This is a genomic window from Singulisphaera chitinilytica, assembly GCF_049331405.1.
GTDB lineage: Bacteria > Planctomycetota > Planctomycetia > Isosphaerales > Isosphaeraceae > PoT.
Genome location: NZ_CP186274.1, coordinates 352987 through 368561, shown reverse-complemented (window position 1 = coordinate 368561; position 15575 = coordinate 352987). Strand labels below are relative to the sequence as shown.

The 15575-nt window shown below is 66.9% G+C and carries 13 protein-coding genes; 6 read left to right on the top strand and 7 right to left on the bottom strand.

Annotated features, from left to right (window positions below; translation table 11 throughout):
* Position 1 precedes the first annotated feature (1 nt).
* Positions 2–1411 (bottom strand): BNR-4 repeat-containing protein, encoded by a 1410-nt coding sequence (locus ACOYYX_RS01350; RefSeq protein ID WP_422928139.1) that lies wholly within the window; start codon positions 1409–1411, stop codon positions 2–4.
* Positions 1412–1490: 79 nt separating this feature from the next.
* Positions 1491–1838 carry a hypothetical protein gene (locus ACOYYX_RS01345; RefSeq protein ID WP_422928138.1) on the bottom strand — a complete coding sequence of 116 codons (348 nt, stop codon included), beginning with the start codon at positions 1836–1838 and terminating at the stop codon, positions 1491–1493.
* A 214-nt stretch (positions 1839–2052) separates the two neighbouring features.
* On the opposite strand from ACOYYX_RS01345, the gene ACOYYX_RS01340 reads away from it, so the two are divergent.
* The gene (locus ACOYYX_RS01340; RefSeq protein ID WP_422928137.1) at positions 2053–3423 is read left to right on the top strand and encodes a HEAT repeat domain-containing protein; all 1371 of its coding nucleotides are present in this window, start codon (positions 2053–2055) and stop codon (positions 3421–3423) included.
* 27 nt (positions 3424–3450) lie between these two features.
* Here ACOYYX_RS01340 and ACOYYX_RS01335 read toward each other — a convergent pair whose 3' ends face one another.
* The 5 genes from ACOYYX_RS01335 to ACOYYX_RS01315 all read right to left on the bottom strand — a co-directional run bounded on the left by ACOYYX_RS01335 (position 3451) and on the right by ACOYYX_RS01315 (position 6459).
* On the bottom strand, positions 3451–3705 hold the full coding sequence (locus tag ACOYYX_RS01335; RefSeq protein WP_422928136.1) for a hypothetical protein: 255 nt from the start codon (positions 3703–3705) through the stop codon (positions 3451–3453).
* 111 nt (positions 3706–3816) lie between these two features.
* Positions 3817–4302: a hypothetical protein gene (locus ACOYYX_RS01330; protein ID WP_422928135.1), complete on the bottom strand. Its 486-nt coding sequence runs from the start codon at positions 4300–4302 to the stop codon at positions 3817–3819.
* 139 nt (positions 4303–4441) lie between these two features.
* Positions 4442–4744: a hypothetical protein gene (locus ACOYYX_RS01325; protein WP_422928134.1), complete on the bottom strand. Its 303-nt coding sequence runs from the start codon at positions 4742–4744 to the stop codon at positions 4442–4444.
* Between the two features lie 133 nt (positions 4745–4877).
* Positions 4878–5339, bottom strand: a complete 462-nt coding sequence (locus ACOYYX_RS01320) for a DUF1810 domain-containing protein (RefSeq protein ID WP_422928133.1) — start codon at positions 5337–5339, stop codon at positions 4878–4880.
* Positions 5340–5403: 64 nt separating this feature from the next.
* Positions 5404–6459, bottom strand: a complete 1056-nt coding sequence (locus ACOYYX_RS01315) for an amidohydrolase family protein (RefSeq protein WP_422928132.1) — start codon at positions 6457–6459, stop codon at positions 5404–5406.
* A 233-nt stretch (positions 6460–6692) separates the two neighbouring features.
* Between ACOYYX_RS01315 and ACOYYX_RS01310 the strand changes: the two genes are divergently transcribed.
* From ACOYYX_RS01310 to ACOYYX_RS01290, 5 genes are all read left to right on the top strand, one after another.
* Positions 6693–7781 (top strand): hypothetical protein, encoded by a 1089-nt coding sequence (locus ACOYYX_RS01310; protein ID WP_422928131.1) that lies wholly within the window; start codon positions 6693–6695, stop codon positions 7779–7781.
* Positions 7782–8295: 514 nt separating this feature from the next.
* A complete protein-coding gene (locus ACOYYX_RS01305; protein ID WP_422928130.1) occupies positions 8296–9846 on the top strand; it encodes a dockerin type I domain-containing protein in 1551 nt (516 codons plus the stop codon).
* Positions 9847–10237: 391 nt separating this feature from the next.
* Entirely contained in the window at positions 10238–11722 is a 1485-nt protein-coding gene (locus ACOYYX_RS01300; protein WP_422928129.1) for an inorganic phosphate transporter, read from the top strand.
* Positions 11723–11954: 232 nt separating this feature from the next.
* Positions 11955–13463 carry an IMP dehydrogenase gene (guaB, locus tag ACOYYX_RS01295; RefSeq protein WP_422928128.1) on the top strand — a complete coding sequence of 503 codons (1509 nt, stop codon included), beginning with the start codon at positions 11955–11957 and terminating at the stop codon, positions 13461–13463.
* A 346-nt stretch (positions 13464–13809) separates the two neighbouring features.
* The gene (locus ACOYYX_RS01290; RefSeq protein ID WP_422928127.1) at positions 13810–15531 is read left to right on the top strand and encodes a hypothetical protein; all 1722 of its coding nucleotides are present in this window, start codon (positions 13810–13812) and stop codon (positions 15529–15531) included.
* Positions 15532–15575 lie beyond the last annotated feature (44 nt).

Sequence of the window (15575 nt, the reverse complement as noted above, 5' to 3'; positions counted from 1 at the left end):
CCTATTTCGGCGAAGGTACGGGCTCCGGCTTTTGCACGTCGGCGGTCATGGCCGCCGGGAGCCGGCGGACATTGCCCAGGCGGTCGCAGACGTAGAGGCTCGAGTCGGATTTGGCCCGGGCGTCGCCGTCGGCCCAGATCGCGTAGAGGTCGGGATGGGCGGCGACTGGGCGGCGGGCGTAGGAGTGGTTGCGTCTCGGGTCGTTCGTGAGTTGCTTGGCCTTGGTCCAGGTCGCGCCCTGATCGGGGCTCGTCCACATGACCATGTCCCCGCCGGTCCCGAACGGCTGGGCTCCCGGCTCGGTCGGGGCGATGACGCGCCAGAGGCCGTCGTCCTCGACGTAGAGCGAGCCGTGATCGTAGTTGTGGTCGGACGTGGCGAAGGGTCGGATGACCCATTCGCGGCCATCCCAGCGAGCGGTCTGCCACTCGTGGGGTCCATTCGCCGCGCCGGGGAGATGCCCCTTGCTGGTGAGGAAGAGGATGATGGGACGCCCCTGGGCGTCGTAGTTCAGATCCTTGAGGTAGACGAGCTTCTTCTCGGCCTGGTAGTCGCGCACGAGCGCGGGGTTGTCGGGCTTCGAGAGGGGTAGCTCGACGCTCGTGCCGTCGGCCTTCGTCCAGGTCGAGCCGAAATCCTTGGTCTGGAGGAAGTACAGGTTCGTCCTGGCATCGAGCCCGAGGGGCTTCGGATGGTAGTCGAAGGCCATGGAGACGGTCTCGCCCCTGGCCCAGCTCACCTGATAATCCCCCATGACGATGTGGGCGATCGGCGAGGGAGCCGACCACTCGACGCCGTCACGGCTCACCGCGAACCGCAACGCCCGGCCCGCCGTGTATTTGGTGTGCAGGAAGAGGAACCCTCGCCCGGGGATGAACCAGGGGTCGCCGTAGGAGAAGTTCGTCTCCACGACCTTCTCGAAGGCGTCGATGGAACGCGGGGCGACGCCCCGATGGATGAACGACGGCCTGCCCGTGCCGTGGGCGTTCGAGAAGATCCAGAGACGCCCCTCGGCGTCGATCTGGAGCGTGGGATTGTCGTGCGCATCGGTCGTCTTCTTGTCGAGCAGGATCGCCGGGCGCGGCACGGTGCCGGTCTCATGGTCGTAGTACGAGACCATGTGCAGGATCGACTTGCGATCGGGGGTCGTGCCGCCGTAGACGAAGAACGTCTTCCGCGAGGCCGCGTCGTAGATGGCCATCGGCGCGTGCTGCTGCGGATATGACGCCATGCCGCCGCTGTACTTGAACCGATACTCATCCTTCGTGCTGCCGACCGAGTACCAGCAGCCGACGTACCCCTCGGCCCGCGCCAGGGTGAACGGGACGGGCTTCGGCTCCGCGGCCGCGACGGGAGCCGCGAGGAGGATCGAGACGAGGACGCATGCGGTTCGCGAGCGGGGGTTTATCAACGGGGGGCATTCCATCCACGGGCGGGCGATTCAACGGCCCGAGGCCCCTCGTCTTGTCGCGTCACGACGCAAGGAGGGCTCACCCGGGCCCGGGGGTCGAGGCAGCTTCAGTGCGCCGCCAACACTCGAAGATAGCGTTATCCGTGCAACTCATGGCGGAGATGAAGGCCTCATTGTCGAAACCGGGGAGTTGCTGGAGCCGCTCGAAGAGCGGGCCGAACCCCTCATCCTCCTGCGAGACCACGCAACCCCCTTTCCCAGCATGCAGGACCAGATAAACGTCCGCCACGAACGGACCTTCATCCGTCGTGCGGACCTCGACCAGCCGAAGTTCATCCCAACGGACCGACTCAACAAGGCCATTGGGCTTGCGCGACGAGACACCCTGGTCGTCGAAACTGGCGACGGCTCTGGGACGCGAATCCATGGGACTTCTCCGAATCGTGCCTCGAGGTTCAGGCGATGTTGATCCATCAAACCGGGAGAAATGGCGACAGGATCCTGACACGAGACCCGAATGCGCGGTTCATCCTCGAAAGGACTCGCGGACAACAGTCAGACGCATTACAATCGCCTTACCGCAAGCACCTGTACCTCGAGAGATCATCCCCGGCTCGCGGCCGGCTCAAAGGAGTGGAGAGATGGGCAAGCCTCGGGTCAAGCTCACGCTCGGGAAGGTGATGATCCTCGTGGCGGCCTCCGCCTTGCTGATCTCGGCCTGGCAGTTCTATGAACTCAACCAGACGACCGACCGCTCGTACACGGGGATCCTGATCCGCCAGTACGAGTCAAGCTCCGGGGACGCCTCGACACGCAAGGCAGCCCTCGAGAACCTCTCGAAGGTCGAGCCCGGCGACCTGCCCCGCGTGCTCTCGGCCCTGGAACGCGCCCTGGGCGACCGGGACGAAGGTGTCAGGGCCGCGGCGGCCCACTCGATAGGCTCGACCTTGCAAGGCTGCGTCGCGCGGGTCGACATCGGCTCGTTGCCCGAGTACGAGCGGGGCCTGGCCCTCCTGCTCCGCGCGTCCTCCGACCCTGGAGCCGAGGTCCGCCTCAAGGCCGTGCAGGGACTGGTGCAACTCCGCGAGGTGCTGCTCAAACCGACCGGCCCGCCTAACCCCTCGCGATTGACGCTGGCGTCGCTCCCGCTCAAGACGACCATCGACCCCCTGCTCCGCCTCGTCAAGGATCCGGACGCCCGGGTCCGCGCCGTCGCGGTCTGGGCCTTCTCCGGATTCGGGCCATCGCAGGGGAAAGGCCCCGAGGTCGCGCTCGACCTGATGACCTCCGACCCCGACTTCAACGTGCGCGCGTCGAGCGTCAGGGCCCTCGTGTCGGGCTGGCCCGACACCGACGCGATCTATCCTCGCCTTTTGAAACGCTTGCGCGAGGCGCCAACCCTCGAGGAGACGTCGAGCATCGGCTGGTCCCTGGGGAGCCTCCCGGCCCCGCCGGCCGACCAGATCGCCCCCCTGGTCCAGGCCCTCTCGCTCGAGAGCCCAATCCTCGCGATGACGATCCCGAATGCCCTGGCCAAGGCCGGTCCGATCGCGAAGCCGGCCTTGCCGAAGCTGGCGGAGTTCGCACGGTCGGAGTTGGCATCCAAGGAACCGAGCGGGCTCAACGCCGCGATGGCCGTCGCGTCGATCGACCGCGACTCGGCCGAGGCCCAATCGCTGCTCGCGCCCCTCGTGAGCTTGCTCGAGACATCGCAGAACAATTTCAGCGAGCAGCAGGCGAGCATCGTGCTCGGGAAGTACGGCGCGTCCGCGGCCCCCTCGCTCGATGCGCTGCGAAACGCGCTGGGCCGAGGAAAACCGGAAGTCCAGCGGCGCATCGCCTGGGTGATCGGGTCGATGGGCTCCAGGGCGAAGGCCGCGATCCCCGACCTGAAGGCCCTCGCCGCCAACAGCCCGGACAAGGATCTCCGAGGCGCGGCGGCCAATGCCGCCGCCCGCATCGAGGCGGCGAATATAGTCCCCGAAATCGAGGCCGCCGTCGAAGATCACTGAGCGGGAACGCAAATCCCGGCGAGCGGCTCAGGGAGGGGTCTGCTCGCTCCCAGGAGGATTGAGGCGGCTCCTCCTCCGAGCGTCCCTGACGGCCCAGATCACGACGCCGTAGAGGACCAAGGTGCCGACGACGGAGATCAGGCTTTGGGTCGACGGCGTGCCATCCAGGGTCGCAACGAGAATCAGCACAACAAGGCCCACCAGTGTGGTGGCGACTTCCCAGCCAAAAAAGAGGAGGACTGAGTTTTTGGCGATCGTTTGCCAGGTCCTCATGCCCGTCATGGCAGCCTTCTCCGGAGGATCAGGACGACGCGTCTACGACATTGGACAGGCTCCCGCCCCATCCTCGTTTCTCGAAATGAAAACGGTGACTGGGACGAACCGTCTGCGAACTTAACCGCCTGCCAGGGCTTGCTGGTTCAACTCCAGGAAGTCGTCCGCGTAGGCCTCATCGAGGAATTCGTAATCGACCGAGTCCGAGTAGGCGGTCAGGGCGATCGGGGGTGGGAAGAAGGTCTCCCAGAAGAAGTACGGCGCCATGCACGCCAGGCCGATCCCCATCGCCAACGTGCGATATAAGGGCTTCCGGAACGTGCCGAGCGCATAGACCGCGACCGCGACGCCCAGGGCGGCGAAGGCCCAGGTCAAAGCCAACCTCTGCCAGCGCTGTTTGAGGATCTTACGGCGGCAGGCCTGACACGCGGGGACGTCGGCGGTGAAGCGACGCCCGGGGAGCCAGAGGAGCCACGACCACCAGCCGATGGAATACGTGCTCACCCGGACGACCGAGCCGGGGGCGTCCTGGCCGCAGGCCACGCAGCGATCGGGGAAGATCGGCTTGAAGTCCTTGGGAAGTTTGATGTCGGTGCTCAAGGGCATCGGTTCCGCCTCCGTGCTGGTCCATTTTGGGACTCCATCGGCAGTCCCACCGCCGAACTTCCGCCCTAATCCCAATTCGCCCGATTCGAAGCCATGAATCTGGCTCGCCTCACCTCGCGTCGGCGACGTCGAAGAGTCTTCAATTCTCGACGCGAACGCAGCGACCGAAGATCGCCTCGGCCGAGACCCAGCCGTTGATCCTGCCCCGGTTATTGCCGATCTGGAACCGACGTCCCTGGATCGCCTTGATCAGGTGGAGATATTCGCGCCCATTCACCTTGCAGAGGACGATATCCCCCACCTCGAGCGACTCCGCCTCGGTCGGCTCGACCGTGCAGAGCTGCCCCGACTCGACCTTCCCCACCATGGAGTTGCCGCGAGGGCGAAACGAGACGACCTCGCCGCTTCGAAGCTTCTGGATATAAGCCGTCGCCCAGCCCACTCGCGTCCTCCCTGCGTTGCCATGCCGGATCGAACCCCTTACGACATGATAATGCGTCAAGGATCGGACCGACAAGGCTTCCTGCAAGCGAGCCCCGCACCTATAACGCCCCAGGGCATGAGCATTCGATCCCTCAACCTGGCGAGGCCGCGATCAACTCGGCGGTCTTGCCGCAGCGCCCGCCCTGGAAATACTTGTCGAGCAGCTGGGCGAAGGGGGAATCCTCGGGCGTCACGCTGGCGAAGAGGGTCGCGCAGGACTTGAGCTTCATGTCATCCGGGGAGCCGAAGATCTGGTGAGCTGACCGGCCCTGCACGGCCATGGCAGCCTCGATGCATTCCAACAGGCGAGGCCCGAGGACCGGGTGCTCCAGGTACTCGCGGGCCTCGGCGAGCGACTTGATCGAGTAGCGCCGGGACATCGAACTGAACCCGAGGCCGTCGATCTGCGGGAAGATGTACCACATCCAGTGCGATTCTTTCCGGCCGTCGCGGACCTCCTTGAGCGCCTGCTCGTAGTCCCCCTCCTGCGCGTTCACGAACCGCCCCAGGTCATGCGGATCATTCCCGGAGCCCGACTCGGCTGCGCCACCCATACACCACCTCCAGATTTGCCTATCAATCTCGGATCGCTGAACCACCAATCATTTCCGCAACACGTCAGACGCCGATGCCGGGGATCCAGCGTTTGGCATTCTCCAGGAAGAGCTTGCGGAGGACGGCTTCGGGCAGCGCGAGGCCGCGCGTCGGTCGGCCTTCGTAGTCCATCCTGGCATCGCCGGAGAAGAAGGCCCAGTCCAGGTTGTGCCTGTCCAGCAGCGACTTCGCCCCTGCGGCGGGCGAGGTGTCTCGCAGGCCGAAGTCGGTCGCATAGAGGAGGCGATCCTGGTAGCGGATCAGGAAATCCCGGGCCTTCTCCCGGTCGCCGCGGGCGAAGTAGCGGATGCGGGCGGCGGTGTCGACGGCGAAGTTGGGGTAGGTGTCGAGCCGTTTGGCCAGCCGGCCCAGGTCGTCCTCGTCGCTGCCGAGGTGGCATCCCACGACCCGGAGCTTGGGGTAGCGAGCTAGCAGACGGTCGCGGGCACCGAGGATGGCCTCCTTCGAGGGCGTCCCCTTGCCGAGCATATGCCACTGCGGGTTCTTCGAGTAGTACGGCAGCTCCGGGTTGTGGTCGTCGAGCGGCAACCAGGCGCCGTCGGGCTCGGCGAGGTGGGCGATCAGGGTCTTGCCGGCACGCTCGATCGACTCATAAACCGGCAGCAAGGCGGGGTCATCGGGGAGCAGGTACGCGCCCGACTTCCCTCGGATCGCCATACCGATGTTCTTCCAGATCTTCACGCCGATCGCGCCGTCGTCGAAGGTCCTGCGCAGGCCGGCAATTGTCTTCTCGGTGAAGTCCGATGCGTCGAACCCGCGGGCATCGAAGGTCGAGGCCCATGCCAGCCGACCCCCGCTGCTTTTCGCCCCCTGCTGCGTGGCCGCGATCTTCGAAGCGAGGTCGAAGGCCTCATCTTTCTGGGTCGGGCAGACGCAGATGTCGAGGCCACTCCACTTCGCCTCCGCGAAGCTCGCATAGAGGGCGGGGGCCTCGCGGTGGATGTGGATATGCGTATCGATCCGCTCGAAGTCCGCCCCCTCGGCCGCCCGCGCGGCCAGGGCACCCTGCAAGAGGAAAGGGGCCGGGGCCAGGCGAAGCAGGTCTCTCCGGGTCAGCATCCGTCACCTCGCTCTCGTCTCGGGTCGGGTCGGGTCGATGCTCGCGAAAGGATCTCGCCCCGAGGATAGCCGAGCGGTCATCGGCCGGCCATGCCTTGAGTGAGCGAGTTGCGACGACGCCATTGCATCGGGTTTTTCTTGCGAAAGCTGACGACGGGTTCGCTCCGCCGTTAGAATCGCGTGCGAAGCCCCCCCCGCGAGACACGCTCCCGACACCATCGAGGACACCTCCCATGACGATCTCGCCGGCCGGTTCCTTGCTCGCGATCCTGGTCCTGACCTCGTCGGCCTCGGTTGCCGACGAAGGAGTCGGGCGGGTGACGACGGTCGCCGCCCCCGAGGGAGGCAAGCCCGTCGTGGCCAGGGCCGGCAAGGACGGGACGATCCACCTGCTCTACGATTCGCCGGAGGGCCCGAAGTACGCGAGGTCGGTCGACGATGGCGCGACGTTCGGCCCGGCGATCGCAATGGTCTCGGGCGTGCCGAAGGAGCCCGGCCTGGAGTATTCCGGCTGGGATCTGGCCGTGGGCCAGGGGGGCCGGATCCACGTGGCGATGGCCACGAACGCCTGGAAGCTCAAGCTCCCCGTGGAGCGCTGGGGCTACTTTTACGCATTCCTTGATCCGGGGGCCTCGGCGTTCTCACCCGTGCGGAATATCAACGGCAAGCCGAGCGAGGGCTACTCCCTGGCGGCGGACGATCAGGGCAACGTCACGGCCTGCTGGCTCTCGGGCAAGCTCTACGCCAACGTCTCCCATGACAACGGCGAGACCTTTGCGCCCGCCGTCGAGATCGATCCAACGTACAACCCTTGCGACTGCTGCACCACGAGTTGCACCTACGGCGCCGACGGCCGCCTCGCCCTGCTCTATCGCGAGGAGACCCGCAACGAGCGCGACATGCACCTCGTCTTATGGGACCAGGAGCAGGGCCGGATGACGAGGAAGCGGGTCGGCTCCACGCCCTGGATGATCGACGGCTGCCCCATGACCTATTTCGCGGTCACGCCCGACCGCGACGGATTCGTCACCGCCTGGCCGACGAAGGGGCGGATCTACTTCGCACGCCTCGACGCCCGGGGGGCTTCCTCGAAACCGGCTGAGATCATGACGCCCGGGAAGTCGGGGATGCGCACCGGGATTCTCGCCCTCGCCGCGGCGGACGGGAGCACGCTCGTCGCCTGGTCGAAGGATAGCCAGGTCGGCTGGCAACTCTACGACGCCAAGGGCGTACCCGTCGGATCATCCGGATCCGTGGAGAGCCGGGGCAACGGCGTCGCCGGCGCCCTGGGCAAGGATGGCCGTTTCATCCTCTTCCGCTGACCCCGCCCCCGCGGATCCGACGACCGAAGCCACAAACTGAGCGAAATACACCCATGTTATTGTTATTTTTACCTGAATGCGCCAGCATTTAATACAAGATGACAACAAACCTTCCTCGCAAGCGGCGTCATTCATGAGGTAATGACCTTCGCGTCGTTCGCTCGAGGACGACGCGAGATTTTCCCGCCAAGAGCACGATCGCAAATCGCCACGGATCGCGGCCAAATCGAGAGACATCAGGGGTTTGCCTTGTCCCAAGCCGATGACCGTTCTAGGATTTGGCCAGGGGCCGGCGACTTTCATTCAATCTCGACCATTTAACTTCATCTTCAAACTTTCCGCTTCACGGAATCAGCACAACACCTGCCGGTAATCATCGTCAAATTTCGACTTTTACATTGGATGAAGTGGAGTGACGTTGGCCTGGCGCGTCGTGCACGCCGGGCTTGAGCTCCGACGATTCCTCGGCTCGTGTCCCGTTTCCATCGGCACGACAACTTCGGGAGAAGGCACAATGAGTTTCCCCCCCAACGGCCGCCCGCGTCGGCAACGACGGCGGGTCCGCCCCGGCGTCGACGCGATCGAGTCTCGAGTCCTGCTGACGGCGCCTGCCCCGTTCGCCTCGTTCCATGGTCAGATCGACGCCCCGACGGGCAAGCCCATCCCGATCTGGGTGGCGCAGGGCGACTTCGGCCGGCCCCTCGGCGGGCGGGTCATCCTCCGGTTCGACGCGGAGGCCTCGGGCGGGGGGAACCTCGACCCGGGCGCGACGAACGTCGAGTCGTCGAGCCCCCGCGGCGTGCAGTACCTCGCCAGGCGCAACGACGTCGGGAACGGCAAGAATAGCGTCACGCTGGCGGCGGTCCGGCCCGGCTCACTGGCGATCCGCCCGACGGCCGAGGACGGCACCAAGGGGGGTTACTCGGTCGGCGTCTCCCTCGCGGGCGACGTCAACGGCGACTCCCGCGTGAACCGGTCGGACCTCTTCGCGATCCGGGCCGCGATCGGGAAGACGGCCGACGCCTCGGGCGTCGCCCCCGGCACGGACGTCAACGGCGACGGCCGGGTCGGGGTCCCCGACCTCCTGATCGCCCTCCGCAACCTCGGGGCCTCCACCCAGATCCGGCCGCTCGACGTGACCTTCGGGATCGACCCGGCGGCGGATCCCGACGGCGACGGCAGGGTCGACTCGGCGCAGGTCGACGTCGTCGGCAAGGCGACGCCGGGAGCCCGGGTCCGGCTCGACTTCGGCGGCGACGGCACTTTCGACCGCACGGCGACCGCCGACGCCAGCGGCCGCTACCGCTTCACCGTACCGCTCGCGGCCGGGGCCAACGTCTTCGAGGTCGAGGCGACCGATCGATTCGGGCAGAAGGCCGAGTCGAGGATCACCATCACCCGAGGAGCCCCCGCGCAGTCCATCACGGCCTCCTACAACTTCGCGCAGGGAAGCCAGGGGTGGGAGTCGGGCTTCGCCGACCTGCCGGCCAACCCGAACTCGAGCTATGAGCTGGATTCGGGGATCCGCCCCCTGCCCTCGGGCGTCGGCACCGGCACGGGCTACCTGCTCCAGGGCCATAATCGCTCCGACGACCTCTTCATGTTCATGAAGCGCAAGCTCGGGGCGTCGGACGGGGTCGTGGCGAACCAGTCGTACACGGTGAAGTTCACGATCAAGTTCGCCTCGAATGCGCCGAGCGGTGCCTTCGGGATCGGCGGGGCCCCCGGCGAGGCGGTCGTGCTCAAGGCCGGGGCCGGGCCGGTCGAGCCTCGCGCGGTGCCCCAGGGGAACGGCAACGTGCGCCTGAACCTGGACAAGGGGGACCAGTCCGTCGGCGGCAAAGACCTCTCGGTGGTGGGCAACATCGCCAACGGCGACGATCCCGTGGCCTCCGGCCCGCAGCCCTATCGCTCGCTGACGGAGGAACACACCCACACCTTCAGCGCGAAGGCCGACGCCAACGGCAACCTCTGGCTGGTCGTCGGCACTGACTCGGGGTACGAAGGGCTCACGGCACTCTATTACCAGCAGATCAGCGTGCAACTCACGCCCGTCGCCTCCTGATCGCTTCGCGCCTCTCTCCTCCTCGCGGATACCGGTCGCCCGTAGCCCCCGGGCGGCCGGCCCCTCCCCTTCATCCCTCCTTCACACATAGCTGATATCCTCACTCTCGGCGATCTCCGGCGAGCCGATCGGGGCTTGGGCCTTGGTCTGGCCGCGCACTTCCGTCACAATCTCGGATGGGCGAATCGCGGGAAAGTCGTTATCAAGGGCCGTGTTCCGGCAATCTCGCCGACGAGAAGGGGTCAGCCTCTCGAGGATCGGCAGGCCGGACGGACGACGGGATCGGGAAATCGAGGGGCATTTGGCCCCGGCCCTCCATCACCATGCCGCCGGCAGCGTGCTTTCCACCCGACGTCCTCGCTCCACCCGATTCCCGCAAGGAGATCTCGCAGTGAGCACGTCCCTCTGGGAGGCGCTGGGCCAACTCCCCGCAACGAACCTCGCCTTCTTCCTGATCGCGCTGCTGATCGCCTTCGGGTTCGAGTTCGTCAATGGCTTCCACGACACGGCGAACGCCGTGACGACGGTCATCTACACGAAGACGCTCAAGCCGACCCCGGCCGTGCTCTACTCGGGCTGCTGCAACTTCCTGGGGGTCCTCTTCGGCGGGACGGCCGTGGCCTTCGGGATCGTCAACCTGCTCCCGGTCGAGCTATTGGTCGATAGCGCGTCGATCCGGGCGATCGTGATGGTCGTCTCTCTCTTGCTGGCCGGCCTGACCTGGAACCTCGCCACCTGGTGGTACGGGCTGCCGGTCTCGAGCTCGCACACCCTGATCGGCTCGATCCTGGGGGTCGGGCTCGCCAACAGCCTGATCACCCGGGGGAACGTCAGCGGGGTCAACTGGGCGAAGGCCGTCGAGGTCGGGCTCTCGCTTTTGATATCGCCGATGATCGGGTTCATGGCCGCCGCGGCCTTGCTGTTGACGATGAAGCGGTTCATCCTCGAGCCGAAGCTGTACCAGCCCCCCGCCGACGGGGACGAGCCCCCGCGCTGGGTGCGCTGGACGCTGCTGGCGACCTGCGGCGGCGTGAGCGTGGCGCACGGCTCCAACGACGGCCAGAAGGGGATGGGCCTCATCCTGCTCGTCCTCATCGGGTTCCTGCCGGCGTACTACGCCCTCGACCTCAGCCACCCCAGGAAGGCGCAGGAGGTACACGAGGCCGCCGTCGCCATCCGGGAGATCATCACCAAGGAGAAGCCGGGGCCGAACACGGCCGGAGCCCTCGAGCCGTTGAATGCGGTCATCGACGACCTCGAAGGCAAGACGAGCTTCGCCGAGGTCGCGCCCGAGGACCGCTGGGAGACCCGCCAGTCGATCTATCGCTTCCGCGCCCGGCTCGGGCATCTCGGGCTGCCGATGCCCGCATTCAAGGCGATCCGGAAGCATGACGAGCGCCTCGCCGAGTCGATCGAATACGTCCCCACCTGGGTCATCTTCGGCGTGGCGTTGGCGCTCGGGGTCGGGACGACGATCGGATACAAGCGAGTGGTCGTGACGGTGGCCGAGAAGATCGGCAAGACGCACCTGACGTATGCCCAGGGGGCCGCCGCCGAGGTGGTCGCCGCGGTGACGATCGGCATGGCCGACATCGCCCACATGCCGGTCAGCACGACGCATGTCCTCTCCTCGGGGGTCGCCGGCACGATGTGGGCGAACAACTCGGGCATCCAGGGGGACACGGTGCGCAAGATCGGCCTGGCCTGGGTGGCGACGCTCCCCGCCGCCATCCTCCTGGCCGCCGCCCTCTTCACGCTCGGCGGGATCCTGATCCCGGCCGCCAGGCCAGCCCCCAAGCCCAAGCCGTCGGTCTCGGCCGCGGCCGCGGCCGTGGCCACGCCCGAGCATACCGCGACGACCAAGCCCGACCGTTGACATCCGGCCCGATATCGGGCCGGGTTCTCCTCGCCCCGAAGGCTCGCCCCCTCGTCGTCATTGCGGGGGCGAAACGGACAAGTCGACGGTTATCCGTACAGGCGTCAGCATCGGTTGGCCTTGCCAGGAAAGGGTCATCCGGATGTAATGGGTAAGGAAAGGCACCCTGAACCCGCCCGGCGCGCGGACGGTTCACTTCTCCTCAAATTGTCGGGCTCGGAGGCTTTTCCCGATGCAAGATCGCATCGCCTACCAAGGTATCACTTTCGACGACGTCCTGCTCGAACCCGGCTATTCGGAACTGCTGCCGCGGCAAGTCGAGACGAAGACTCAGCTTACCTCCAAGATCACGCTCAACATCCCGATCCTGTCGGCCCCGATGGACACGGTCACGGAGGCCGAGCTCGCCATCGCGCTGGCCCAGGAAGGGGGGCTGGGCGTCATTCATAAGAACATGTCGATCGAGGAGCAGACCCGCGAGGTCGACAAGGTCAAGCGGTCCGAGAACGGCATCATCGTCGACCCGATCACGCTGCCCCCGACCGCGACGGTCGGCGAGGCGCGCGAGATCATGCAGGGGCACAACATCTCCGGCGTGCCGATCACCGTGGGGGGCAAGCTCCGCGGGATCCTCACCCGCCGCGACCTCCGCTTCCTCGAGTCGAACGAGCTCCGGATCGAGGAGGTCATGACCAAGGAGAACCTGGTCACCGCCTCCGCCAACACGAGCCTGGAGGACGCCGATCGGATCCTCACCCGAAACAAGGTGGAGAAACTTCTCCTTGTTGACGATGAATACCACCTGAAGGGATTAATCACGATCAAGGACATCGACAAGTTGCACCGATATCCGCATGCATGCAAAGACGGCCGCGGCCGGCTCTGCGTCGGTGCGGCCGTCGGGGTGAACGACTACGAGCGGATCAGCTCGTTGCTCGAGGCCGATGTCGACGTCGTGATCGTGGACTCGGCGCATGGTCACAGCAAGAACGTGATCGAGACCGTGCGCCGGATCAAGCGTGATTACTCGATCGAGGTCATCGCCGGCAACGTGGCGACGGCGGAAGGGACTCGGGACCTGATCGAGGCGGGGGCCGACGCCATCAAGGTGGGCATCGGGCCCGGCTCGATCTGCACGACGCGGGTGGTATCCGGCGTCGGCGTGCCGCAGATCACGGCCGTCTACCAGGCGGCCAAGGCCGCGGCAGGGAGGGTCCCGATCATCGCCGACGGCGGCATCCGGTACTCGGGCGACATCACCAAGGCACTCGCCGCGGGCGCCCACTGCGTGATGATCGGCGGGCTCTTCGCCGGACTGGCCGAGAGCCCCGGCGACACAATCATCTACCGGGGCCGGAGCTTCAAGTCGTACCGAGGGATGGGATCGATCGGGGCCATGGCCAAGGGATCGCACGAACGTTACCGGCAGGAGCCGGGGCGTTCGACGGACGGGAGCAAGGGAGGTCCTTCGCAGAAGCTCGTCCCCGAAGGCGTCGAAGGCCGGGTCCCCTACAAGGGACCGCTCGCCGAGTTCGTCTTCCAGCTCGTCGGAGGCATCCGCGCGGGGATGGGATACTGCGGGACCAGGACGATCGAGGACCTCAGGACCAAGAGCCGGTTCATCCAGGTCACCGGCGCCTCGGTCCTCGAAGGACACCCTCACGACATCGTGATCACGCAGGAAGCCCCCAACTACTCGAGCTTCACCAATGACGGAGACGCGGGCCGAGGCCCGGTCTAATCGGACTGGTGGAAGTCCGTCGAAGGAATCGGTTTCGAAGGGAATTCGGGAGGAGCTTTGGGGAAGTAGCCCGTTCCGACGTCGAGGCAGGGTGTATGGTTGAGGGAGTCTCCACGAGGCCCCTCAGCCCCTCCTTTCGTCCCGCACCTCGAGCTTGCCCTTCCCCATCGCGCTAGGATTCGTTACGAAGCAGGAAGGAAGGTTGGGCGTCCGGCTGTCACTATTAGGTGGATGCCCAATGTTCCGAAATCTCTCAGAATTCATTCGTTCGCGAACGGAATCGCAACGATTGGACCCGTCGGCCCAGGTATCGTCGGGTCCTTTACAGCCAGCAAGGAGGCGTGGCTTGCGTCGCTCATCCTCGGCCTTGTCGGCGGCGGTCCTCGGGACCGCCTTGTCGGCCGCCACACTCGTGGCCCAGCAGCCCCCGCCGGTCAGCGGCCCGGGGACGTCCACCTCGCCTGCCACCATCAATCGGATGTTGGCGACGCGTGGGGCGCGTCACCTCGTCCGCAGCGGCTGGGACTACCTGAAGTACAAAGAATATGACCGTGCCCTCGCCGCTTTCCGCCAGGCGGAAGTGAAGAAGGCCGAGCTCACCGTCGCCGAGCGCAAGTCGCTGGCGCAGGGGATCGACCAGGCCAAGCGCGGCCTGCAAGCGAGCCGGACGGCCGTCGCCGCCGTCACCCCCAAGAAGGCGGCTCCCGCCGCCCCGAGCGTGACCCCGAAGGTCCACCGCTCGATCCGGCTTGCGAGCGCGACGAGCGAAGAAGTCGCCGCCGCCGAGCCCGCTCCGCTGCTCGAACCGGCCCAGGCGAGCCCCGCCGCCCCCTCCGACGGCTCGCTGCCCCCGATCAACCCGGCCACGCTGCCCCCGGCCGCGGCGCTCTCGAACGAGCAGCCCCCCGCAATCCCGGAGCCGCCGGCCGTTCCCCCGTCGATCGAGGACGGCGCCGGGGCAACCCCCGCCGAAGCCCCCGCTCCCATCGCCGACCCGTCGGGTGCACTGCCCCCGGCCGAAATGCCGGCTCCTGCCGAGCTGCCGGCCCCGGCCCCGGTCGGTGCCGAGGCCCCCGCGCCCGAAGCGGCTCCCCACCCGGGCAACGCCCCGGCGGCCCCGGCCGTCGAGACCCTGCCGCCCCTGCCCGAGGTGCCCGAGCCTCCGCACTCGAGCCCGACCCCGACCGAAACCGAGGTAGCCGCCGCCCCCGCGACCGAGTCTTCGGCCTTGGTCGAGCCGGCCCCGGCCCCCGCGGCCGACGAGCATCCGACGCTCCCGACCGCCTCGGCGGAACCTGCCGCGGCCCCCGCGGAGGGGATGCCGGCCGAACCCGCCGCGAACGAGTCGGAGCCCGTCTCCGTCCCGGTCCTGCCGGATTCGGGCACGGTCTCGGACCTCCGCCCCGCGCAGCGTCGGGCCGACTCGCTCCTCCCCAGCCGGACCGGCGACCCCTTCCAGTCCTCCCTCACGCCGGATCTCCAGCGCGAGGTGGAGAAGATGGCCCGGACGCAGGACGAGGCCCAGTTGCGTGACCGTGGCGCCACGACCCCCGAAGAAGGGGCCGCGGTCGGAGTCCCGGGCGTGACGAGCAACCCAGCGACCCGGCTCGAGATCACCCGAGCCCCCAGCCCGACCGAGGCCCGCCCCATCCGGGCGATCCCGGTGCCTGATGAGTTCACCCCCCTGCCCGCCCGGCAGTGGGCACCGAACCGGAAGTACTGGTCGGCGGCCGCGACGTGCCACCTGCCCCTCTACTTCCAGGACGCGTCGCTCGAGCGCTACGGGCACAGCACCGAGCAGTTCTTCGGGCCGATCGGCCGGTACCTCTCTTACCCCGTCGACGACCCCAAGAAGTCGACCCAGCGGAACCAGCTCACGCAGCCCTTCTTCTCGATGGGCCTGTTCGCCGCCCAGGTCGCCCTCTTGCCCTACAACCTCGTCGTCGATCCGCCGTGGGAGGCCGAGTATGACCTCGGCTACTACCGCCCCGGCGACCGGGTGCCGACCGACGTCTACTACCTGCCGCTCCACGGCGTCGGCCCGCCGCTCCACGGCAAGAACTATTGATCGCAGGGCGACCGCCGCGATCCCGAAAACCGAACACCCTCGGC